This is a genomic window from Massilia luteola (assembly GCF_034420155.1).
Classification (GTDB): Bacteria; Pseudomonadota; Gammaproteobacteria; order Burkholderiales; family Burkholderiaceae_D; genus Telluria; species Telluria luteola.
In genome coordinates this window covers 118,944-142,420 of sequence record NZ_JAXOFN010000008.1, presented here as the reverse complement: position 1 = coordinate 142,420, position 23,477 = coordinate 118,944, and the positions used below count along the sequence as shown (strand labels likewise).

General features: G+C 68.1%; 19 protein-coding genes. 14 read left to right on the top strand and 5 right to left on the bottom strand.

The window, feature by feature from the left end; translation table 11 throughout:
- The first annotated feature begins 3 nt into the window (after window positions 1-3).
- The 5 genes from U9J41_RS11645 (at window position 4) to U9J41_RS11625 (ending at window position 7,792) form a co-directional block, all read left to right on the top strand.
- Complete coding sequence (locus tag U9J41_RS11645) at window positions 4-3,675, top strand: hydantoinase B/oxoprolinase family protein (RefSeq protein ID WP_322402345.1); 3,672 nt, start codon at window positions 4-6, stop codon at window positions 3,673-3,675.
- A 43-nt stretch (window positions 3,676-3,718) separates the two neighbouring features.
- Window positions 3,719-4,795, top strand: a complete 1,077-nt coding sequence (locus U9J41_RS11640; protein WP_322402344.1) for a porin — start codon at window positions 3,719-3,721, stop codon at window positions 4,793-4,795.
- A 166-nt stretch (window positions 4,796-4,961) separates the two neighbouring features.
- The gene (imuA, locus tag U9J41_RS11635) at window positions 4,962-5,702 is read left to right on the top strand and encodes a translesion DNA synthesis-associated protein ImuA (protein ID WP_322402343.1); all 741 of its coding nucleotides are present in this window, start codon (window positions 4,962-4,964) and stop codon (window positions 5,700-5,702) included.
- Window positions 5,632-7,107: a Y-family DNA polymerase gene (locus U9J41_RS11630; protein WP_322402342.1), complete on the top strand. Its 1,476-nt coding sequence runs from the start codon at window positions 5,632-5,634 to the stop codon at window positions 7,105-7,107. Before imuA ends, U9J41_RS11630 begins: the two co-directional genes overlap by 71 nt.
- Before the next feature lie 43 nt (window positions 7,108-7,150).
- Window positions 7,151-7,792, top strand: coding sequence for a hypothetical protein (locus U9J41_RS11625; protein WP_322402341.1), 642 nt, complete (start codon window positions 7,151-7,153; stop codon window positions 7,790-7,792).
- A 28-nt stretch (window positions 7,793-7,820) separates the two neighbouring features.
- On the opposite strand, the gene U9J41_RS11620 is transcribed toward U9J41_RS11625, so the two are convergent.
- Both U9J41_RS11620 and U9J41_RS11615 read right to left on the bottom strand, forming a co-directional pair.
- Window positions 7,821-8,801 (bottom strand): hypothetical protein, encoded by a 981-nt coding sequence (locus U9J41_RS11620; protein ID WP_322402340.1) that lies wholly within the window; start codon window positions 8,799-8,801, stop codon window positions 7,821-7,823.
- 138 nt (window positions 8,802-8,939) lie between these two features.
- Window positions 8,940-9,134: a YqaE/Pmp3 family membrane protein gene (locus U9J41_RS11615; protein WP_322402339.1), complete on the bottom strand. Its 195-nt coding sequence runs from the start codon at window positions 9,132-9,134 to the stop codon at window positions 8,940-8,942.
- A gap of 134 nt (window positions 9,135-9,268) precedes the next feature.
- On the opposite strand from U9J41_RS11615, the gene U9J41_RS11610 reads away from it, so the two are divergent.
- Together U9J41_RS11610 and U9J41_RS11605 are read left to right on the top strand one after the other, a co-directional pair.
- On the top strand, window positions 9,269-10,045 hold the full coding sequence (locus U9J41_RS11610; protein ID WP_322402338.1) for an alpha/beta hydrolase family protein: 777 nt from the start codon (window positions 9,269-9,271) through the stop codon (window positions 10,043-10,045).
- Window positions 10,038-10,673 (top strand): CatA-like O-acetyltransferase, encoded by a 636-nt coding sequence (locus U9J41_RS11605; protein ID WP_322402337.1) that lies wholly within the window; start codon window positions 10,038-10,040, stop codon window positions 10,671-10,673. Before U9J41_RS11610 ends, U9J41_RS11605 begins: the two co-directional genes overlap by 8 nt.
- A gap of 116 nt (window positions 10,674-10,789) precedes the next feature.
- On the opposite strand, the gene U9J41_RS11600 is transcribed toward U9J41_RS11605, so the two are convergent.
- Window positions 10,790-11,560 carry a glycine-rich domain-containing protein gene (locus U9J41_RS11600; protein ID WP_322402336.1) on the bottom strand — a complete coding sequence of 257 codons (771 nt, stop codon included), beginning with the start codon at window positions 11,558-11,560 and terminating at the stop codon, window positions 10,790-10,792.
- Window positions 11,561-11,638: 78 nt separating this feature from the next.
- Window positions 11,639-13,546, bottom strand: a complete 1,908-nt coding sequence (locus U9J41_RS11595) for a M61 family metallopeptidase (protein ID WP_322402335.1) — start codon at window positions 13,544-13,546, stop codon at window positions 11,639-11,641.
- Window positions 13,547-13,768: 222 nt separating this feature from the next.
- Between U9J41_RS11595 and U9J41_RS11590 the strand changes: the two genes are divergently transcribed.
- From U9J41_RS11590 to U9J41_RS11560, 7 genes are all read left to right on the top strand, one after another.
- The gene (locus U9J41_RS11590; RefSeq protein ID WP_322402334.1) at window positions 13,769-14,245 is read left to right on the top strand and encodes an Hsp20 family protein; all 477 of its coding nucleotides are present in this window, start codon (window positions 13,769-13,771) and stop codon (window positions 14,243-14,245) included.
- Between the two features lie 240 nt (window positions 14,246-14,485).
- A complete protein-coding gene (ppk2, locus tag U9J41_RS11585; RefSeq protein WP_322402333.1) occupies window positions 14,486-15,406 on the top strand; it encodes a polyphosphate kinase 2 in 921 nt (306 codons plus the stop codon).
- An 86-nt stretch (window positions 15,407-15,492) separates the two neighbouring features.
- The gene (locus U9J41_RS11580) at window positions 15,493-16,929 is read left to right on the top strand and encodes a glycoside hydrolase family 30 protein (RefSeq protein WP_322402332.1); all 1,437 of its coding nucleotides are present in this window, start codon (window positions 15,493-15,495) and stop codon (window positions 16,927-16,929) included.
- A gap of 67 nt (window positions 16,930-16,996) precedes the next feature.
- On the top strand, window positions 16,997-17,263 hold the full coding sequence (locus U9J41_RS11575; RefSeq protein ID WP_322402331.1) for a hypothetical protein: 267 nt from the start codon (window positions 16,997-16,999) through the stop codon (window positions 17,261-17,263).
- An 82-nt stretch (window positions 17,264-17,345) separates the two neighbouring features.
- Window positions 17,346-18,863 (top strand): Do family serine endopeptidase, encoded by a 1,518-nt coding sequence (locus tag U9J41_RS11570; RefSeq protein ID WP_322402330.1) that lies wholly within the window; start codon window positions 17,346-17,348, stop codon window positions 18,861-18,863.
- A 51-nt stretch (window positions 18,864-18,914) separates the two neighbouring features.
- A complete protein-coding gene (locus U9J41_RS11565) occupies window positions 18,915-19,577 on the top strand; it encodes a response regulator transcription factor (protein ID WP_322402329.1) in 663 nt (220 codons plus the stop codon).
- Window positions 19,578-19,584: 7 nt separating this feature from the next.
- Window positions 19,585-20,904: an ATP-binding protein gene (locus U9J41_RS11560; RefSeq protein ID WP_322402328.1), complete on the top strand. Its 1,320-nt coding sequence runs from the start codon at window positions 19,585-19,587 to the stop codon at window positions 20,902-20,904.
- Window positions 20,905-21,003: 99 nt separating this feature from the next.
- On the opposite strand, the gene U9J41_RS11555 is transcribed toward U9J41_RS11560, so the two are convergent.
- The gene (locus U9J41_RS11555; RefSeq protein WP_322402327.1) at window positions 21,004-23,388 is read right to left on the bottom strand and encodes a TonB-dependent receptor plug domain-containing protein; all 2,385 of its coding nucleotides are present in this window, start codon (window positions 23,386-23,388) and stop codon (window positions 21,004-21,006) included.
- Between the last annotated feature and the right edge of the window lie 89 nt (window positions 23,389-23,477).

Below are 23,477 nucleotides of genomic sequence, written 5' to 3'. Positions count from 1 at the left end.
ACCATGAACCAAGCAACCCATCACGACAACACGCCGCGCCAGCGCTGGCAGTTCTGGATCGACCGCGGCGGCACCTTCACCGACATCGTCGCGCGCAAGCCCGACGGCGCGCTGGTGACGGCCAAGCTGCTGTCCGAGAACCCGGAGCAGTACCGCGACGCCGCCGTCGCCGGCATCCGCCGCCTGCTCGGCATCGCGCCCGACGCCCCGATCACGCCCGACCTCGTGGAAGCCGTCAAGATGGGTACGACGGTCGCGACGAACGCCCTGCTGGAGCGCAAGGGCGAGCGCACCGCGCTCCTCATCACCAAGGGGTTCAGGGACGCGCTGCGCATCGCCTACCAGAACCGCCCGCGCCTGTTCGACCGCCATCCCGTGCTGCCGCAGCTGCTGTACGAACGCGTGGTCGAAGTGGACGAGCGCATCGGCGCGCACGGCGACGTGATCGCACCGCTGGACGCCGCCGCCGTGCGCGCCGACCTCGCGGCGCTGCACGCCGACGGATTCCGCTCGGTGGCGATCGTGCTGATGCACGGCTACCGCTACGGCGATCACGAACGGACGGTCGCCGCCATCGCCGCGGAAACCGGCTTCACGCAGGTGTCGGTCTCGCACCAGGTCAGCCCGATGATGAAGCTGGTGTCGCGCGGCGACACGACGGTCGTCGATGCCTACCTGTCGCCGATCCTGCGCCGCTACGTCGACCAGGTCGCGGCCGAGATGGAAGGCGTGCGCCTGCTGTTCATGCAAAGCAATGGCGGCCTGACGGGCGCGCACCGCTTCCAGGGCAAGGACTCGATCCTGTCCGGCCCCGCCGGCGGCATCGTCGGCATGGTCGGCACGGCGCGCAAGGCCGGCTTCGAGAAGCTGATCGGCTTCGACATGGGCGGCACGTCCACCGACGTGTCGCACTACGCGGGCGAACTGGAACGCGAATTCGAGACGCAGGTCGCGGGCGTGCGGATGCGCGCGCCGATGATGAGCATCCACACGGTGGCGGCGGGCGGCGGCTCGATCCTGCACTTCGACGGCACCCGCCTGCGCGTCGGTCCGGACAGCGCGGGCGCCAATCCGGGCCCGGCCAGCTATCGCCGCGGCGGGCCGCTCACGGTCACCGACTGCAACGTCATGCTCGGCAAGATCCAGCCCGCGCACTTCCCGGCGGTGTTCGGCCCGCACGCGGATGAACCGCTCGACGCCGGCATCGTGCGCGAGAAATTCGCGCAGGTCGCCGCCCGCATCGAACGCGAGACCGGCCGCCGCCGCACGCCGGAAGAGGTGGCCGAAGGCTTCCTGGAGATCGCGGTCGGCAGCATGGCCAACGCGATCAAGTTCATCTCGGTGCAGCGCGGCCACGACGTGACCGACTATACGCTGGCCACGTTCGGCGGCGCCGGCGGCCAGCACGCCTGCCTGGTGGCCGACGCCCTCGGCATGACCCGCATCTTCGCCCACCCGTTCGCCGGCGTGCTGTCCGCGTACGGGATGGGCCTCGCGAGCCAGACGGCGATGCGCGAGCGGACGATGGAAACGGCGCTGGCCGACGGCGGGCTGCGTGCCGCGCTGGACGCGCTGGCGCAGGAAGCGACCAATGAACTGCTGGCGCAGGGCATCGCGCTCGATGCCGTGCGCGTCGTCAAGCGGGCGCACCTGCGCTACGAAGGCACGGATTCCGTCATCATCGTGCAGCACGACAGCGTGGCCTCGATGCAGGTGCAGTTCGAGGAAGCGTACGGCAAGCGCTATTCCTTCCTCATGCCGGACAAGACGATCGTCGTCGAGGCGATCTCGGTGGAAGCGATCGGCGACACCGACGCCGCCGCCGCCCGTGCCGCCGGTCCCGGGCCGCGCGCCACGCCGCTGGCGCCGCACGAGACGGTGCCCGTGTACTCGGGCGGCCAGTGGCACGACAGCGCGCTGTACCTGCGCGCGCAGACGCGGCCCGGCGACCGCATCGCCGGCCCCGCGATCATCGTCGAGGCGAACGGCACCAACGTGGTGGAACCGGGCTGGGTGGCGGAGGTCACGGCGGAGGACGACCTCGTGCTTCAGCGCGTCGCGCCGCGCGCGCGCCGCAAGGCCATCGGCACCGAGGCCGATCCGGTCATGCTGGAAGTCTTCAACAACCTGTTCATGAGCATCGCCGAGCAGATGGGCCTGCGGCTGCAGAACACGGCGGTGTCGGTGAACATCAAGGAACGCCTGGACTTCTCGTGCGCGCTGTTCGATGCCGAGGGCAACCTGATCGCCAACGCGCCGCACATTCCCGTCCACCTGGGCTCCATGGGCGCGAGCATCAAGACGGTGATCGAGGCCAACCGCGGACGCATGCGCGCGGGCGACGTCTACATGCTCAACGATCCTTACCACGGCGGCACGCACCTGCCGGACATCACCGTGATCACGCCCGTGTTCGACCGGGCGGGGAAGGACATCCTGTTCTACGTGGCGTCGCGCGGCCACCATGCCGACGTGGGCGGCATCGCGCCGGGATCGATGCCGGCGGACAGCCGCAGGGTCGAGGAAGAGGGCGTCCTGATCGATAACTTCCAGCTGGTGCGGGCGGGGCGCTTCCTCGAACGCGAGACGGCGGCGCTGCTGCTGTCGGGTGCCTACCCGTGCCGCAACGTGGCGCAGAACATCGCCGACCTGCAGGCGCAGGTCGCCGCCAACCAGAAGGGCGTCGAAGAGCTGCTCAAGATGGTGGACCAGTTCGGGCTCGACGTCGTGCAGGCGTACATGCGGCACGTGCAGGACAATGCCGAGGAAGCCGTGCGCCGCGTCGTCGGCGCGCTCAAGGACGGCAGCTACACGTACCGGCTCGACAACGGCGCCGTGATCCGGGTGGCGATCCGCGTCGACCACGCCGCGCGCACGGCCGACATCGACTTCACCGGCACGTCGCCCCAGCTCGACAACAATTTCAATGCCCCGAGCTCGATCTGCATGGCGGCCGTGCTGTACGTGTTCCGCACGCTCGTCGAGGACGACATCCCGCTCAACGCCGGCTGCCTGAAGCCGCTGAACGTGATCATCCCGGCAGGCTCGATGCTCAATCCGCGCTACCCGGCGGCCGTCGTCTCCGGCAACGTGGAGACGTCGAGCTGCATCACGAACGCCTTGTACGGCGCGCTCGGCGTGCAGGCGTCGTCGCCCGGCACGATGAACAATTTCACGTTCGGGGACGAGGATGTCCAGTACTACGAGACCATCGCGGGCGGCTCGGGGGCGGGCGACGGCTTCCATGGCACGGACGTCGTCCAGACCAATATGACGAACTCGCGCCTGACCGATCCGGAGGTGCTCGAGTGGCGCTATCCGGTGCGCTTGGACAGCTACGAGATCGCACGGGATTCCGGCGGCCGCGGACGCTGGAACGGCGGTAACGGCGGTGTGCGCCGGATCCGCTTCCTGGCGCCGATGACGGCGTCGATCCTGTCGAACAACCGCATCGTGCCGCCGTTCGGCATGGCGGGCGGGGAGCCCGGCAGGTGCGGCCGCAACTACGTCGTGCGGGCCGGCGGCAAGGTCGAGAAACTGGGCTTCGTCGCGACCACGGAGATGTGCGCGGGCGACGTGTTCGTCATCGAGACGCCGGGCGGCGGCGGGTATGCGCCCCCGGCGCAGGAAGCACCGGCGGCCGTCGCCACGCTCCATGACGGCATCCCCGCATAACCACAACCACAACCATAACCATAACCATAACGAGAAAGAGACAATGATGAAAACAATCCTGTGTGCCGGCGCGCTGGCCGCGATCTGCATGGACGCTGGTGCCGCCGACGGCTCGTCGGTCAACGTGTACGGCCTGGTGGACGTCGCGCTCGTGCGCGAAACCGGCGGCAGCGCCGGCGACGTCACCAAGATCACGAGCGGCGTCGGCGCCGGCTCGCGGCTCGGCTTCAAGGGGCGCGAGGACCTGGGCGACGGCCTGGCCGCGATATTCCTGCTGGAGAGCGGCTTCCAGGCCGATACCGGCGCGCTGGGGCAGGGCGGGCTGCTGTTCGGGCGCCAGGCGTATGCCGGGCTGCAGGGCGGCTTCGGCACGCTGACGGCGGGCCGCCAGTACACGCCGCAATACCTGACGGTGGTGCTGGCCGACCCGTTCGGCTCCGGCTACGCGGGCGACACGAAGAACCTGATGGCCCCGAGCGGCAACTCGACCAGCCGCATGGACAATTCGCTGAAATACGTGTCGCCCGGCGTCGGCGGCGTGAGCGCGGAAGTCGTGTACGGCGCCGGCGAAGTGGCGGGCGACAGCGCGGCGGGCCGGCAATTCGGCGGTGCGCTCGACTACAACGCCGGCCCGCTGCATGCGCGGCTCGGCTATCACAACCGCAACAACGGCACGGCGGCGCTCAGGAACGCCGGCAATGCGAAGAACACGGTGCTGGCCGCGGTCTACGACTTCGGCTTCGTGAAGGCGCATGTCGCGTACGGCGTGAACAAGGGCCCGAACAGTTCCCTGCTGCGCAATACGGCGAACCCGTACGGCAGGGCCGGTACGCCGGTGGCGTCGAGCGACAGCCGCGACGTGCTGCTGGGCGCCACGATCCCATCCGGCCCGCACACGTGGATGGTGTCGTGGATCCACAAGGACGACCGCGGCGCGCTCGACCAGGACGCGAGCCAGTACGCGCTGGGCTACCGCTACGCGCTGTCGCGCCGGACCGAGTTGTATGCCGCGATCGCGCACATCGTGAACCGGCACGGGGCAAGCTACACGGTCGGCAGCGCCATCGAAGGGGGATCGGGGAACGGGGCGGTCGATCTCGGGATCCGGCATGCCTTTTGATCGGTGATGCTGCATGGTGGGCTCGGGGAGCCCACCCTACCGAGCTGGCCATGCAAGCGTTACGCGTGGGCGCCGGCGTCGTAGCGACACAAGCGTTTCGGTGGAGCTGTCCACCCTACCATTCAAGAAGATTAACCTTGCCAAAACCTGATGAGAATAGTACTGTATGTTTATACAGTATTTCTTCGCATCAAACATGAATTGCTCAGGTTCAATATCTGCAGCGCCGGAGTCGTTGCATCCGTCGCTCTGGCTTGCCTCGCAGCTGGCGCGTGGTGACACGCGCTGCATCGATACCGGCCATCTCGCCCTGTCGGCCCACTTGCCCGGCGGCGGCTGGCCGACCGGAACATTGGTCGACCTGTTGCTGCCGCAGCCCGGCATCGGCGAAATGCGGCTGCTGCGTCCCGCGCTGGCGGCCGTGGCAACGCGGCGCGTCGTGCTGTTGCAGCCGCCGCATCCGCCCCAGGCCCTGGCGCTGGCCGCGCTCGGGGTGCAGCCTTCGCAACTGATCTGGCTGCGTGCCGGCGGCACGGCCGATGCGCTGTGGGCGGCGGAACAGGTGCTGCGCAGCGGCAGTTGCGGCGCGCTGCTGTTCTGGCAAAACCACGTGCGTGGCGAACACCTGCGCCGGCTGCACCTGGCGGCGCAGGCGGGGGAGACCCTGTTCTTCATGATGCGGCCGCTGGCGGCCGGCCAGGACGCGTCGCCGGCGCCGCTGCGTCTCGCCTTGCGGCCCCAGTCGGGCGGCATCGACATCAGTTTCGTGAAACGCCGCGGACCGCAGCGCGACGCGACCCTGTTCCTTCCATTGACTTCCTACCTGCCCAATCGCCATGCGCCTGTGGATCGGACTACACCTGCCCCGGTTGCCGCTCGAGGTGTTCGCACCGAGCTGGTCCACTGACGCCGGCAGCGTCGTGCTCGAGCAGGAGCGCGTGCTGGTGGCCTCGCAGGAGGCAATGGACGCCGGGGTGCGCGTCGGCATGCGCCGCGGCGGCGTGGTGATGCTGCTGCCCGACGCCCGGCTCCACGTGCGTGCGCCGGCGCTGGAGGCGGAGGCGCGCCAGGCGGTGGCGCTGGCCCTGCTGCAGTACACGCCGCAGGTGACGGAGGGCGCGGAAGCGACGCTGCTGATGGATGTCGGCGCCAGCCTGCGCCTGTTCGGCGGCATCCGCGCGCTGTGCCGGCGCGTGCATGCGAACGTGCGCGCGCTGGGCTTCACGGCCTCGCTCGCGTGCGCGCCCACCGCGCGCGGGGCCTGGCTGCTGGCGCGCGCGAACGCGGGCCGCGCCGTGCGGATGGAATCGCTGCTGCGCCGGCTCGACCGGCTGGCCGTGCTGCTGGCGCCGCCCGCGCGTCCGTTCGCGGACTGGTTCGACGGCATCGGCTGCCATACGCTGGGCGACCTGCGCCGCCTGCCGCGCCCCGGCCTGCAGCGGCGCTGCGGACGCGACCTGCTCGACCTGCTCGATGCCGCCTACGGTCTCACTTCGGAGCTGCACACATGGATCGCGCCGCCCGAGACCTTCCGCGCGCGCCTGGAACTGTACGACCGCATCGACGACGCCGAGCTGCTGCTGGCGGGCGCACGCTGCCTGCTGGTGCAGCTCACGGGCTGGCTGTGTGCGCGCCAGCTGGCGGTGGAGCGCATCGTCCTGCGGCTGGAGCACGAACGGGGCAGGGTGGCATGCCCGCCGACCGGCATCGAGATCGTGCTGGCCGAGCCGGCGTGGCGCGACGAGCACCTGGTGCGCCTGCTCCGGGAACGCCTCGCCAGGCTGACGCTGGACGCGCCCGTGATCGGCCTCGCGCTGGAAGCCGTGCAGGTGCGGCCGATGGCGCCGCCGAATGCCTCGCTGTTCCCCGAACCGGGCGGCAGCGAGGAAGACCGCATGCGCATGCTGGAACTGCTGGCGGCGCGCCTGGGCGCGGACAACGTCCTGCAGCCGCTGCCGCTGGCCGATTACCGCCCGGAGCAGGCCAACGTCTGGGTGCCGGTCCAGCACAACGTCAGCGACAAGGCGCGCAACGCCCAGCTGCCGCCCGACGTGCTGAGCCTGCCGCGTCCGACGTGGCTGCTGGCCCGCCCGATCGCGCTCTTGATGCGCGACCGCCGTCCGTTCTACGGCTCGCCGCTGCGGGTGGCCTCGACCCCCGAGCGTATCGAGGGCGGCTGGTGGGACGGCCCGGAAACGCGCGATTATTTCATCGCCGAGGGACAGGATCACACGCTGTACTGGGTGTATCGGGAACGCATCGGTATCGATGAGCGGGAACCGAGGTGGTTCTTGCATGGCTTGTTCGGATGAGCGGCGACCGACAGTCTTCAAGCCTTGGTACAATAAAATTACTATGAACAAGACCGCCATTTCCCTGATCCTCGGCGTGACATTGTCCGCCGCGTTGTCCGCCTGCGGCGGCAAGACCTCCGCCAACGAGAAGAATTTCGCCGTCACTGTCGGCCAGTACTTCGACAAGAAGGGCGACCTGTGCCTGGACCCCGTGACCTGGCCGGTCGACGTGTACGAAACCGACCTGCGCCAGCAGAAGCTGTACCCGGACGGCGTCGCCGGCCGGATGGCGGCGCTGGAAGCGGCGGGCCTGGCCAGGGGCGAGGACATGGAATTGCCCGGCACCTTTGTCGACGGCAAGCCGAACGGATTGAAGGTGAAGGTCAGGCGCTACACGATGACCGCCGCCGCGCAGCCCTACCTGCGCGCGGACGCGAAAAAGCAGCCGCGCCTGTGCTGGGGCCGCAAGTCGCTGGACAAGGTGGTGCGCTGGGCCGACCCGGCCAAGGTGGGCGACCACGAGGAATCCAGCGTGATCTACACGTACACGCTGTCGAACGTGGCCGCGTGGGCCAGGAAACCGCAGGTCAAGGAGGCGTTCCCCGTCCTCGGACGGACCGTCGACGGCGAGCGCACGCAGAAGGAAAAGCTGTACGTCAAGCTCACGCCGCAGGGATGGGAAGCGCTCGGCCTGAACGACTGAGGCCCGCGCTCGCCGAGGCACCCCGCGGTCACTTGCAAGGCCGCTTGCTCCCGTCGGCCAGCGCATCCGCCTGCGTCCGGGTCAGCACCTCGGGCATCGGTTCGTCGACAGGATTGCCGTCCGCGTCGAAGCGCAGCGGCGCGGGCGGGGGCTCGTCGGGACAGGCCGGCACCGAGTGCGGCAGCGACGCCGCCAGCGCGAACAACTGGCCGCGCAGCGGGACGCGCGCGACGTTGGCATCGATCCAGAGCTGGTAACCGCGCCGGCCCTCGAACCACGACAGCAGCGAGACCGCCGTGCCGGTGTTGTCTTCCAGGACGACCAGTCGCGCCGGCAAACCGTTGATGCGTTCCGGTTCGTCCTTGGGCGCGCGCCAGCTCCTGCTGCCGTCGGCCGACATGTCGTGTTCGAACAAGGTGACCCGGTGCCCGTCCGGCATGCGGAAGCCGCGGTACAGGCGCGAGGGCACATCGCCGACGGATTCGGCCCGGCCGCCGAGGCTCTCGAACCGCGCGAACGGCGTGTGCGCCAGATCGACCGGGGTGAACGCCAGCTTGCGGGTGCTCGATGCGAGCGACTTGAACGAGATATCGAAACGTGCCAGGTCGCCCGGGCAGACACGCTCGAAACCGTTCCTGCGCGTGTCCGCGTCACGCGTCGCCCAGGTGCGCGACCGGTCGACGCCGCACTGGTGCTCGGCCAGTCCGGCGCGCACGAGCGAGCCGCAGGCGACGACGAAGACGATGCCGGCGCCGGCGAGCAGCCAGCGTCTGGCGGGCGACGGCGCGGCCACGGGCAGATTCTTCCACAGGTGCTTGCCGATCGTCGTGCACACCCAGGCCAGCGCCAGGGGCAGCAACGCCATCGCGGCGGTCACGCCCAGCGCGCCCGCGAGCGGGGCATGCATCCAGACGACGACGCCCCAAAGATAGACGCAGGCCCCGGCCAACGTCAGGACATTGACGGCGTGCCCGGCCAGCCACAGCAGCAAGCCGATCGCTTTCTTCATCGATTACAGGCCGCACAGCGGCCAGCTGTCCTTTCCCGGAAAGCACTTCATCGCGTCTTGCAGCGATGCGCAACCGGTCAGTCCCAGGCAGAGGGCAACGAGCGCGACGAATAACAATATCTGGCGACGCATCATGGCTCAGGTCCGCTGCCGCAGCGCGCGCTCGATCTTCTGGTCGGTCTTGTACTGGCTGAGCGAATACACGGCCCAGATCGCGGCCGGCAGCCAGCCGATCACGGTGATCTGCAGGATCAGGCAGATGATGCCGGCGAACGGACGGCCGATCGTGAAAAAGGTCAGCCAGGGCAGGACCAGGGCAATGATGAGGCGCATGCGTTTTCTCCTTGAGTCGAGCGCCCAGCATAGCAATTTCATCGTCCCGAAAGCTCACGCATTCCCACCCGTTCAAGCAAATATTCCCGGCTTGTTCCACAATGCGTCTGTCACCGATTCCCGCAACGAACACCATGCTCACCGAACGTATCGACTTCCCCGGCCCGCACGGCAAGATCTCCGCCAAGCTGGACGCCCCGGCCGGCACGCCGCGCGCCTACGGCATCTTTGCCCATTGCTTCACCTGCAGCAAGGACGTATTGGCCGCCACGCACATCGCGCGCGGGCTGGCGGCGCTCGGCGTGGCCGTGCTGCGCTTCGACTTCGCCGGCCTCGGGTCCAGCCATGGCGATTTCGCCGACACCAATTTTTCATCCAACGTCGAGGATCTCGTCACGGCCGCCGATTACCTGCGCGCGACATTCGCGGCCCCCAGGCTCCTCATCGGCCACAGCCTGGGCGGCGCGGCCGTGCTGGCGGCGGCGCAGCGCGTGCCGGAAGCGCGTGCCGTCGTGACGATCGCCGCGCCCAGCGATCCGCACTACGTCGTGAATACACTGCTGTCCGAGCACCTCGACACGATCGCCCAACAGGGCGAGGCGCGCGTGAAGCTGGCGGGACGCGATTTCAACATCCGCCAGCAATTCGTCGAGGACGCCGCCCGGCACCAGCTGCACGAAAAAATCGCCACCCTCGGGCGCGCGCTGCTCGTGATGCAGGCGCCGCAGGACGACACCGTCAGCATGGACAACGCCACCCGCATCTTCGAACTGGCGCAGCATCCGAAAAGCTTCGTGTCGCTGGACGGCATGGACCACCTGATCTCGCGGCGCGAGGATGCGGCCTACGTCGCCGGCGTCATCTCGGCCTGGAGCGCGCGCTACCTCGCCTCGGAGGCGCCGCATGCATGACTTCGAACGGCGGCGCGACCGCTTCGACTTCTTCGACCGCATGGAAAGCCCCGCGGTCAACCTGTGCTTCACGCTCGACGTGCCGGATTTCCGGCCCTGGTGCAAGGCGCAGGCGCTGGCGCCCTTTCACGTGATGTTGTGCGCCGTGCTGCGCGCGGTGCTCAAGGTCGAGAACTTCCGCTACCGCGTCGTCGACGGTGAGGTGATCCGCATCGACCGTCTCGTGCCGTCGTTCACGGTGATGAACCAGTACGGCGATCTGAACTTCGCCCAGTTCGACTGGACCGACGACGTGCGCGAATTCGTCGCGCGCGGCCAGGCGGCGCGGGAAGCGGCGTCGAACATGGCGGAACTGAATATCAAATACCGCACGATGTCGCCGCGCGAGGCCAAGGACCAGGTGTTCGTCACCTGCATGCCGTGGCTCGACTTCACCTCGATCCAGCACCCGATGGCGTCCCTCGCCACGCCGGACATTCCCTCGCTGGCCTGGGGCCGTTTCCGCGCCGGTCCCGACGGCCTGCAACTGCCGTTCTCCGTGCAGGCGCATCACGGCTTCGTCGACGGCTGGCACATCCACCTGCTGGGCCGTCAGGTGGCCGCCGAGCTGGCGGCGATCATCCGCTGAGCATCCTTGCGTCGTTCCCGCGCAGGCGCGAATCCAAGTTCTGCATGCGTTGCCGCGAGGCGTGCAACCTTGGATCCCCGCCTGCGCAGGGATGACGGTTCAAAGTCACGCCCACCTCAATCGCCACCGCAACTGCTGCCGCAGCTGCAGCTGCCGTCGCCCGCGCCGCCGTCGCCGCACGTGTCGCCCGCGCCACCGTCGCCGCCCGCGTCGCCGTCGGCGAACGCCATGCCGCCGCAGGCATTGTCATCCGTCGCCGCCGCTAGCCTGCGCTCGTGGGCGGCCAGGATCTGCGGCGCGACCAGGCCGTGTGCCACGAGGGCCGCCAGCGCCAGTTCCGGATGCGGCGTGGCGCGCCACATGCCGCGGCCACGTTCGTTCAGGCGCGCGTAGCGGATCTCGCCGGCGCGGTTCCAGTAACCGTGCCCGCCCGGCATGCGCAGGTCGGCGTCCAGCGCGAACAGTGCCGGGATGCGCAGCGTGCCCGGATGGACGCCGTCCCGCGCGCAGCAGGCCGCGAACGCGTGCAGCAGGGCGTTCGATGCGAGGCCGGCGCGTTCGACGTGGGGTATCGCGCTGCCGAAATGGCGCCGGCAGAAGCGTTCCAGCCCGATCGGATCCTGGCGCAGCCAGGCGTGCCATACCGAGTCCGCCGCGTTCGAGGGCAGGGCGCAGGACTGGCCGCTGTGCCGCACCGTGTCGAAGAACCGCAGCAAGCCTTCCGCCGCGCGGGTGAAAAAAAAGGCATCCGTCCGGATGCCTTCGTATTCGCGCGGCGCGTGGTGGCGCCAGAAACTCTCCAACCCCGCCGGCAGGTCCGCCAGCGCGGCCTGCCAGGGGGAAGCGCGCCGCAGCCGTGCGGCGCGCAGGTCGTTCAGCCATCCCATATCGCCTCCTTGTTGTGCTTTGCCGGCACGTTCAGCTTAGGAGGTTTTCATGACAGTTCGATGACTTGCGTCTATAACTTACTTCAGCGCCGCGAAGATCGTCTCCAGGCGGTCCCGCGTGCCCGGGATGCGTTCCAGGCGCGGGTAGCGCAGGCCTCCGCGGTAGTCGAGCGCGATCGTGCGCAGCACGTTACCCTTCCTGACCAGCAGGCGGATCGGCTTGGCCTCCTTCGCGTCCTTCGCGTCCTTGATCGCGGCCTTCAGCAGTTCCGGCTTGTACACGCGGTCGTTGACGGCCATGACGGTCGTGTTGGCGGCGAGGCCGGCGCGGAAGCCGATGCCGTCCCACACGACGTTGCGGACCGCGCCATCTTGCGCCACCGTGAAGCCGAGCGAATACGTCAGGTCCAGCGATTTATTCCGCTCGTCGTAGCCCTTGATGTAGTCCGTCGGCGTGTCCGTGTAGACGAGCTTCCAGCCGGCGCGGGCGAGGCCGTCCAGCGGGGCGCCCGGACCGTGGCCGTCCAGCTTCGCGCGCAGGAAGGCCGCCCAGTCGTACGGCTGGATCTTGTTCAGGGTGGCGACGACGTCGTCGAATGTGTAGAACACGGGCAGGTGGCTGCCGTTGTTCACGCCGTAGAAGGCGCGCGCGAAATCGTCCAGCGAGCGGCGCTCGCGCGACAGTTCGCGGATGCGCGTGTCGATGTCCAGCCAGATCAGCATGCCCTCGACATAGTAATCCTCGCTGCGCTGCCAGTTCGGCCAGCCGAGCGGGCGGCGCGCGTTGAGGATCGGGTCGTAGACGGTGTCCTGCACGGGACGCCACGCGCGGCCCGCGACGCTGTCGTAGCGCGCGGCCATCGCGGCCAGGGCGTCGCGCGCGCCGGTTGCCGAGACGAGGCCGGAACGCGCGGCCAGCACATTGCCCCAGTACTGGGTCTGGCCTTCGTACACCCACAGCAGCTCGTTGTCCATCGGGGTGTTGAAGTTGGGGACGTTCTGGCCGGCCGGACGGCGGAACTTGCCGTTCCACGAGTGCGTGTATTCGTGCGGCAGCAGGTCGCGCCGGGCCTCGCCCTTGGCCCAGTCGGTGAAATAGCCCGGCGTGACGCCGTTCTCGCTGGACTGGTGGTGCTCGCGGCCGATGCCGCCGAATTCGTCGGACAGCGCGAACAGGAAGTCGTAGTGGTCGTAGTGATACGAACCATACAGTTTATACGCTTGTTGCACGAGCGCGCGGTGCGCGGCGATCTGCTCGGGTTTCGCTTCCAGGCTTTCCGGATGGTCGGCGAAGACGTTCAGCGTGACGCGCACCTTGCCGTCCGGGTCGAGGTCGAAGCGCTTGCTGTAGCGGCCCGCGAACAGCGGGGAGTCCATCAGCGTCTCCAGGTCGCTCGTCTTGAAATGGACCTCGTCGCCGGCGCGGTTGTCGGTCTCCAGCGCGGTGGCGTACTGCCAGCCCGCGGGCAGCTTGAGGTTGGCCTGCACGTCGATGCCGCGCGCCACATAGCCGGCCGGGTACAGCGTGGTCGAGATCCACTGCACGCCGAGGATATCGTCCGTCATCGTGATGCGCCCCTGGCCGCCGTCCAGCGGCGACAGGTACTGGTATTCCGCTTCCAGGGTCGTCGCGCCTTCGGGCACGACCAGGTGGAACGCATACACCTGGATCGGGTCGCGCGCCCACTCGACCGGTTTGCCGTTCGCCGTGAATTTCAGGCCCGCCAGCTGGGTGATCGGGCCGTTCGGGCCGTGGTTCGCGGGAATCCAGCGTGGATACAGCAGGGTGAGGGGGCCGGGCTTCACCGGGATCGTCATGTGCATGCGGAAGACCTGCTGCGACAGATCGGTCGCATCGACGTTCAGCACGATGGTGCCGGGGTAGGGCTGGTCGACGGGGGCGGGAACCCCGGCATGCGCCGGGAAGGCCAGCGCCAGCGCGAGCGCGGCGGCCGAGACGGTGGAAGCGAACTTGGAAGCGGTCATTGGCTGAAACCCAGGGAATGGATGCAAACGGCCGAGTGTAGCACCGTGCGCCAGGGCGAAATTCCGGCCGGCAGCGATCCAAACAAAATTTTAGGAGCGGTCGTAAAAAAGATATTTTGTACGGCTTGAAAACGGGGCAGGGTGCCATTAGATTGGTTCCAGCGGATGCTCACGATGAGGTCCGTCAACTTATCGCTTGTACTTTTTAGAGGATATCGAATCATGCGTACTTTTGACCTGTCCCCCCTGTATCGTTCCGCCATCGGCTTCGACCGCCTGGTGAACCTGCTCGAACAACGCGCCGAAACCGCGCCGAGCTACCCGCCGTACAACATCGAACTGGTCTCCGAAGACAAATACCGTATCGTGATGGCGCTCGCCGGTTTCACCCGCAACGAGATCGAGATCACTTCCGAACGCGACACGCTGCTCGTGACCGGCCGCAAACAGAAGGACGACGTGCAGCGCACCTTCCTGCACCGCGGCATCGCCCAGCGCGATTTCGAACAGCGCTTCCAGCTGGCCAACCACGTGAAGGTCGTCAGCGCCGGCTTCGACAACGGCATCCTGACCATCGAACTGGCGCGCGAAGTGCCAGAAGCATTCAAGCCGCGCAAGATCGCGATCGCCGATGCCAACGGCAACACCGACAACGTGCAGGTGCTGGAGCAACCGGGCCAGCAGCAGCACGCCGCGTAATCGCGTGACCGCTTGACACAAAGGCGCTTCGGCGCCTTCTGTCGTTTACCGGTCATGCATGGCGGGCTCGGGGAGCCCACCCTACGGCGCCCGATTCAGGTACGCTGGATACTCCGTGCCGACCGCCGCGCACCGGTCACGGTACCCGATCGACGTAGGGTGGGCACCGGTCACGCTGCCGTCACATCCGCGCTTTATAGTCGGGCACGTCCTCCACACCGTTCCGAACCCGCCACCCTCATGCGACATACCGATCATCCGGACCTGGTGCAACGCGTGCGCCGTGACATCGCCGACAGCTATGACGAGGAACTCGAGCTGGAACTGGACGACCGCGACCTCGATCCGGACACGCTGCTGCCGGCCCACGCGCAGACCGACGCGGAGCGGGAAGCGCGCATGCACTACTTCCGCGAGCTGTTCCGCCTGCAGGCCGAACTGGTCAAGCTGCAGGACTGGGTCGTGCACACGGGGCACAAGGTCGTGATCCTGTTCGAAGGCCGCGACGCGGCCGGCAAGGGCGGCGCCATCAAGCGCATCGTCCAGCGCCTCAATCCGCGCGTGTGCCGCGTGGCCGCGCTGCCCGCGCCGAACGACCGCGAACGCACGCAGTGGTACTTCCAGCGCTACGTGTCGCACCTGCCGGCGGCCGGCGAGATCGTCCTGTTTGACCGCAGCTGGTACAACCGCGCCGGCGTCGAGCGCGTGATGGGGTTCTGCACCGACGCCGAGTACGAGGAATTCTTCCAGACCGTGCCCGAATTCGAGCGCATGCTGGCGCGCTCGGGCATCCAGCTGATCAAGTACTGGTTCTCGATCTCGGACGAGGAACAGAACGCGCGCTTCCTCAGCCGCATCCACGATCCGCTCAAGCAGTGGAAGCTGAGTCCCATGGACCTGGAATCGCGGCGCCGCTGGGAAGAGTACACGAAGGCGAAAGAGATCATGCTGGAGCGTACCCACATCCCGGAAGCGACATGGTGGGTCGTGCAGGGCATCGACAAGAAGCGGGCGCGCCTGAACTGCATCCACCACCTGCTGCAGCAGATCCCGTACGCGGAAGTCGACCGGCCCTCGATCCGGCTGCCCGAACGCGAATACCACGACGACTACGTGCGGCGTCCCGTGCCGCAGGCGATCATCGTCCCCGACATGTATTGATCCCGCGCTCCCGTTGACTTCGCGGACATAGCTGCTATAGTTGGCGCGGCCAGATTGGCAACGTTTCCAATCAGAGGAGATGCCGCATGCGGCAACCGTTCGTCCCCCACCGTATCCTGGCCACGCCGTGGGCCGCCGCCCTCGTTGTCCTCGCGGCGCTGGCGCCGGGCGCCGCCGCCGCGCCGGTGCAGGCCTGGATCACCACCGGCGACCAGTCGCACCTGCTCGCGCGCGCCGCCGATGCGCGCATGGAGGCCAACAACGCCGCCGACCCCGGCGCCGCGACGATCACCGTCGATCCGGCCACGCGCTACCAGGAAATCGCCGGCTTCGGCGCGGCCATCACGGATGCGTCGGCGTACCTGATCCAGCACATGGACCCGGCCCGGCGCGACGCGCTGCTGCGCCGCCTGTTCGGCCGCGAAGGCGAGGGCATCGGCCTGTCGTTCACCCGCCTGACGATCGGCGCCTCCGACTTTTCGCGCACCCACTACAGCTTCGACGATATGCCGCCGGGGCAGTCCGACCCGCGGCTCGCGCACTTCTCGCTCGCGCCGCAGCGCGACACCGTGCTGCCGACCGTGAAGGCGGCACTGGCCATCAATTCGCACTTGAAAGTGATGGCGTCGCCCTGGAGCGCGCCGGGCTGGATGAAGACGAGCGACAGCCTCGTGAAGGGCACGCTGAAGCCGGAAGCGTTCGACGCCTACGCGCGCTACCTGGACCGCTACCTCGCGGAGATGCAGGCCGCGGGCGTGACCGTGTCGGCGCTCACCCTGCAGAACGAACCGCACTTCGAGCCGGACGACTATCCCGGGATGCGCGTCGATCCGTTCAAGCGCGCCGCGTTCATCGGCGGCCATCTCGGGCCGTTGCTGGCGCGTACGCACCCGGGCACCGCCATCTTCGACTGGGACCACAACTGGGACGAGCCGGAGTCGCCAGCCATCGTGCTCTCCGATCCGGCAGCGGCGCGGTACGTGAGCGGCATCGCGTGGCACTGCTACGGCGGCGACGTGCGCGCGCAGGGCCGGCTGCACCGCCTGTTCCCGGCCAAGGACACGTGGTTCACGGAATGCTCGGGCGGGCGCTGGGCGCCGGACTGGGCGCAGAACCTGCAGTATTTTGCGAAGACGCTCGTCATCGACACGACGCGCAACTGGGCGCGCGGCGTCCTGTTCTGGAACCTGGCGCTGGACGCGCACGACGGCCCGCACCTGGGTGGCTGCGCGAACTGCCGCGGTGTCGTGACCATCGATGCGGCCACGGGCGCCGTCACGCGCAACGTCGAGTACTACGCGCTGGCCCACGCCAGCCGCTTCGTGCTGCCGGGCGCGCGCCGCATCGCATCGAGCGGCGACGACAACGTGGCGTTCGCCAACCCGGACGGTTCGTTCGCGCTGCTGGTGGCAAACGGCGCCGCGCAGCCGCGCGCGCTCGCGGTACGCGTGGGCGCGCGGGGCTTCCGCTACACGCTGCCGGCCGCCAGCGTGGTGACGTTCACCTGGCGCGCGGCGCCCTGAAGAGCATTGCGCGCACACACCACGTCCTGATCAGGCGCACCGCGAGATCGCCGTCATCGCCGGCCCGATGACGGTCGCCGACAACGTCGACCGCATCGACGGCTTCATGGCCGAACTGGCCGACGCCGCCGCGTATTCGGCGCCGCGCCTGACGTCCGTGCACATCCCCTGGCGCGAGATGACGAAGAACGGCATCGCCGAACTCCTCAACCTGTGCTACGGCTTCAACCGCACCGTCACGCGCACCTTCCCGGTCAGCGTGAGCCTGCGCGCCTCGGTGGCCAAGCGCCGGCGCGCAACCTCCCGGGCGCCTGCGCGGCCTGCCGATTTTTAAGGAAGGTCTAAGACTGCTGCGCCAATATACTCCCTACGAAAAGCGCAGTCTTCAAACCACTTTCCAATCTGGGAGCACGTCAATGCCTAACGAAGGTACTGTTACTGCCATCACCGCAAAACGTCTCACGCTGGCCCTGTTTGCGGCCGGTGTCATTGGCGGAGCGGTAGGTACGATCGCAGTCGAACACAAGGACGCCGCCGCCGCGGCCGTCGCAACCGCGCCGGCGTCGCCGGCCCCTGTCGCCGCCGCTGCGGCGCCGGTGGCGGGCAATCCGGCCGGCGTGGCCTTGCCCGACTTTACCCAAATCGTCGCCCACAACGGCCCGGCCGTCGTGAACGTCCGCGTCGTCGGTACGACCAAGGTGTCGCAACGCCAGATGCCGCAGTTCGACGAGGACGATCCGTTCTTCGAATTCTTCCGCCGCTTCCAGCCGCAGCAACCGCATGGCGGCGGCGGACGCGGGGAACTCGTTTACGGCGCCGGATCGGGCTTCATCGTCAGCCCGGACGGCGTCATCCTGACCAATGCGCACGTGGTGCGCGACGCCGACGAAGTCACGGTCAAGCTGCAGGACCGCCGCGAATACCGCGCGAAAGTCCTCGGCTCGGATCCGAAGACCGACGTCGCCGTGCTGAAGATCGATGCGAAGAACCTGCCCGTCGTCCCGCTCGGGAACACGCGCAACCTGCAGGTCGGCGAATGGGTGCTGGCGATCGGTTCGCCGTACGGCCTGGAGTCGACCGTGACCGCCGGCGTGGTGAGCGCCAAGGGCCGCAACATCGACCAGAACGGCGTGCAGTTCATCCAGACCGACGTCGCCGTCAACCCCGGCAACTCGGGCGGTCCGCTGTTCAACACGCGCGGCGAGGTGGTCGGCATCAACTCGCAGATCTACAGCCAGACGGGCGGCTACCAGGGCCTGTCGTTCGCGATCCCGATCGACGTCGCGGTGCGCATCAAGGACCAGATCGTCGCCACCGGCAAGGTGCAGCACGCCAAGCTGGGCGTGGGCCTGCAGGACGTCAGCCAGGGCTTCGCCGATGCGTTCAAGCTGCAGTCGCCGGACGGCGCGCTCGTGTCGAACGTCGAACGCGGCAGCGCAGCCGACAAGGCCGGTCTCAAGGCGGGCGACGTGATCCGCAAGGTCAACGGCCAGCCGCTCATCACGGGCGGCGACCTGTCGGCCATCGTGTCGGTGGCCAAGCCGGGCGACAAGCTGGCGCTGGACGTCTGGCGCGACGGTAAAATCGTGCAGATGAACGCCACGCTGGCCAATGCCAAGGACAAGCCGGATCCGTCCAGCCGCGACAACCTCGCCGGCGGCGACAACGGCGCCAAGCTGGGCCTGTCCCTGCGTCCGCTCGACCCGTCCGAGCGCAACCAGTCCGGCATCGCGGCGGGCCTGCTGGTCGAGGATGCGGGCGGCGCGGCGGCGGTGGCCGGCGTGCAGCCGGGCGACGTGGTGCTGGCCGTGAATGGCAAGCCGGTGAGTTCGGTGGGCCAGGTGCGCGATGTCGTCAGGAAGTCCGCCAAGTCGGTGGCCTTGCTGGTTCAGCGTGGAGATGACAAAATATTCATCCCCGTGCCGATCGGCTGACGCATCGTGACGTTTTTCATCCGCATGGGTTTCTGAGAATCGGGGGATTGGATGCGGCTGCTGCTGGTGGAAGACGATACGATGATCGGCGAAGTGGTGCTCGACCTGCTCAGGGCCGAGCACTACGCCGTCGACTGGGTCAAGGACGGCGAGATGGCCGACACGGCCCTGATGCAGAACCAGAACTACGACCTCGTCGTGCTCGACCTGGGCCTGCCCCGCAAGGACGGGCTCGAGGTCCTGCGCGCGATGCGTGCGCGCAAGGACCGCACGCCGGTGCTGGTCGCCACGGCGCGCGACGCCGTCTCGCAGCGCATCGCCGGGCTCGATGCCGGCGCGGACGACTACGTCCTCAAACCCTACGATCTCGACGAACTGCTGGCGCGCATCCGCGCGCTGCTGCGGCGCGCCGCCGGACGCGCTGAACCCATATTCGAATACAAGAACATCACCATCAATCCCGCCACGCGCGAAGTGCTGGTCGACGGCCAGCCGGTCGTGCTGTCGGCGCGCGAATGGGCCGTGCTGGAAGCGCTCGTCGCGCGTCCCGGCGCCGTGCTGTCGCGCGCCCAGCTCGAGGAAAAGCTGTACAGCTGGCGCGACGAAGTGTCCAGCAATGCCGTGGAAGTCTATATCCACGGCCTGCGCAAGAAGCTGGGCAGCGACTTGATCCAGAACGTGCGCGGCGTGGGATATATGGTCCCCAAGGTGTGAGGGTCCCATGAAAGTGAGGGTCACGCATTCCCTGCGCGGGCGGCTGCTGTGGTTCCTGCTGGCTGCGATCACCATCGCGGCCGTCGCGCAGGCGTCGATCGCCTACCGCACCGCCCTCAACGACGCCGACCAGATCTTCGATTACCACATGCAGCAGATGGCGCTGTCGCTGCGTTCGCGCGTGCCGCTGACGAGCGCCGAGGACGCGAATGCCGACGCGCCCATCAGCGGCAACGACGATCTCGTCGTGCAGGTGTGGTCGCCGGACGGCGTGCGCGTGTTCCGCAGCGCGTCGCACGCGCATCTGCCGCAGCGCGCCGTGCTGGGTTTTTCCAACGTGCGCGCGAACGGCACGACGTACCGCATCTTCTCGATCCAGACCGATAACCAGACCGTGCAGGTCGCGCAGGACCTGGCCGTACGGCGCAGCATGGCGAGCAATCTCGCGCTGCGCACGCTGGGGCCGATCGCCGTCATGATGCCGATCCTGATGCTCGTCGTGTGGTGGGTCGTCAGCGGGTCGCTGGAACCGGTCGCGCGCGTGCGCAAGCAGGTGGCGTCGCGCCAGGCGGACGATCTGTCGCCCGTGTCCGAGGCGGGCCTGCCCGACGAAGTGCGTCCGCTCGTGCAGGAACTGAACCTGTTGTTCGGCCGCGTGCGCACGGCATTCGACGCCCAGCAGCATTTCGTGGCCGACGCCGCGCACGAGCTGCGCACGCCGCTCGCCGCGCTGAAGCTGCAGGTGCAGAGCCTGGAGCGGTCCGACAGCCCGGACGCGAAGCGCGTCGCCGTCGGCCGCCTGACGGCCGGCATCGAACGGGCCACGCGCCTGGTCGAACAGCTGCTCGTGCTGGCGCGCCAGGAAGCGAGCGTCGCGCCGCGCCAGCGGATCGATATCGCGGCCGCGGCCAGGCGCGCCGTGGCCGACATGGCCGGCGTCGCGCAGGCCAGGGGCATCGACCTGGGCCTGCCGCGCGCGGACGTCGCCGAGGTCGAGGGGCAGCCGGACGCGCTGATGATCTTGCTGCGCAACCTGGTCGACAACGCGATCAAGTACACGCCGCACGGCGGCACGGTCGACGTGTCGGTGGTGGCGGAAGCGGGCGGCGTGCGCGTGATCGTGGAAGACAGCGGGCCGGGCATCCCGCCGGCGGAACGCGAGCGCGTGTTCGACCGTTTCTATCGCGTGCCGGGCAGCGACGCGGCGGGCAGCGGGCTCGGTCTCGCCATCATCAAGTCGATCGCGGAGCGGCATGGGGCCACGCTGGCGCTGGGCGAATCGACGCGGCTGGGCGGGCTGGAAGCGACCGTCACGTTCCCGGCGTAACGCTTGCGATATGTTGGCGTCCGCGTGGGCTCCCGGAGCCCACGCGGACGCCGGCAGGACGCGAACGTCACTTGCCGGCACCCCGCGCCCACCATGCGGTCAGAACTTGTGCGACAGGCGCGCGAAGTATGCCGCGCCGTTCAGGCCGAACTGCACGCTTTCATACTTGAAGCCATTGTCCGTCTCGTCCGGATTCTGCTCGGTCGGATGCACGTTGAAGATGTTCGTGCCGCCGACGGTCAGCTTGGTCTTGTCGCTGAACGCCCACGTGAACGCGAGGTCGGCCGACGTCTTCGACTTGTAATACTGGTTCGGCACCGGCGGACCATCGAACGTGCCCAGCGTCTGCGGGCCGTAGTGGATGATGCGGAAATCCGATTCCAGCTGGCCGAGCGTGTAGTCGAAGTCCAGCGTGGCCTTGCGGCGCGGGCCGCCCTGTTCGATGAACAGGCGCTCGCGGTCGGACAGCAGCACGTCCTCGTAGCCGGCCAGCACGGCCGGGGCGTGCACGCCCGTCACTTCGGTCTTGCTGAAGTTCATGGCGAGATAGGTGTTCAACTTGCCGCCGCCCACGGTCGTGCGGTGCGACGCGGTCAGGTCCAGGCCTTGCGTGCGCGTGTCGACGGAGTTCACGAAGAACTGCGCCTGGCCCACGCCCAGCGCTTGCAGGGTGGCGCCGAGGGCCGGGTAGTTGTCGGCGTCGAAGCGGCCCGACAGCACGATGCGGTTGTCGATCTGGATGTGGTACAGGTCGGCCGTGACGGAGACGGCTTTCGTGGGCGTCCACGTCGCGCCTAGCGTGTAGCTCTTCGATTTTTCTTCATGCAGCTTCGGGATGCCGGCCGCGTTGGCGACCTTGCCGCCGTTCGGCGCCAGCACGACGTCCATCGGCACGCCCGCGACGAAGTCGGTGAACGTCGACGAGAAGTAGACCTGCTGCAGCGACGGCGCGCGGAAGCCGGTGCTGGCCGAGGCGCGCAGCAGCAGGTCGTCCGTGGCCTTGAAGGCGCCGGCCAGCTTGCCGGTCGTCGTCGAGCCGAAGTCGGAGTATTTTTCGTGGCGCACCGCGGCCTGCAGCTTGGTGCGCGGGGCGATGTCCGCTTCGAAGTCGAGGTAGGCGGCCGCGCTGTGGCGGTCGCGCGAGGTGGCGTCGCCCGGCTGGAAGCCCGGGAAGCCCTGGCTGCCGGCATTGCCGCCGAAGCCCAGGCCGTCGACGTCGTTGTACGAACCCGGCTCGCCGGCGAAGATCTGGTAGTTCTCCTTGCGGTATTCGAAGCCGAACGCGGCGTTCAGGCCGCCGAGGATGTCGTCGTAGAAGCGGCTGAAGTCCGCGTTGGAAGTCAGCTGGCGGAACGAGAAGCCGCCGGCGTCGAACTGCGACGGGCTCACGCCCTTGCCGCCGTTGATCAGGTCCAGGTTCGCGATCGACGCGTTGAGCGTGTGCGCAATGTTGTAGCGCATGCGGTTGTAGCCATAGGTCTGCGAGAAATCGCTGGCCCAGTCGCCGATGCGGGTGCGGTAGCCGATGATGCCGTAGCGGTCGTCGATGTCGCCGTTGATGAACGGGACGAAGCCGTCCGGGTACATGGCGGCGGAGTTGCGCGACGGGACGTCGTCGGAACCGATGCCGCCGCGCGCCCACGCGGCCGACGAGGCGTCGCGGGTCTGGGCGCCGGCCGTCAGGTACAGCTTGCCCGGGCCGACGGGGAATTCGCCGTTCGCATAGACGGTCTCGTTCTTCGACTTGGTGTCGCCGATGATGCGCAGGCTGCCCGGATCCGAGCGGTTGGAGCGGCCGCGGTCGTAGTATTCGCCCGTGATGCCCAGCACGCCGCCGCCGAGGGCGACGCCGCAGTACGCGGACGCGAGCCAGTTCTTGCCGTCGTGCCTGGAGTATTCGCCGAAGCTGGTCACGGCCTCGCAACCGAGATCCTTGCGCAGCTCGACGTCGATGACGCCGGCGATGGCGTCCGAGCCGTATTGCGCGGCGGCGCCGTCGCGCAGCACCTGCACGTCCTTGATGGCCAGCACGGGGATCGCGTTCATGTCCGTGCCCGTGTTGCCGCGGTTGCGCGCGCCGAACAGGTTCACGAGGGCCGTCGTGTGGCGGCGCTTGCCGTTCACGAGCACGAGGGTCTGGTCGGAACCGAGGCCGCGCAGGGCGGCCGAGTCGATCAGGTCGGCACCGTCGGCGCCGGTCTGGCGCGTCGAGTTGAACGACGGCGAGATGTTGGCCAGGGTCTGGGCCAGGTCGAACTGGCCACTTTGCTCGGCGGCCTTGGTCAGAGGGATGTAGTCGACGGGAACCGGGGTATCGATGGACGACGTGTTGCCCACGCGGCGCGAGCCGACGATGGTGACGCTCTGGACGTCGGTGCCGGCGGCGGCCTGTGCATTTTGTGCGAAGGCGGCCGGCGCGAAAGCCAGGGCCGCGCTGCCGTACAAGCCGAGCAGGATGGACTGGCGGATCGGGGTGAGTTTCAAGGGGTATGCTCCGAGGGAAAAATTGCATATTAAAGAATTTCCAAGAAGGCAACCATTTGAACGTCTCATAAGTACAACAAGGAAGGATT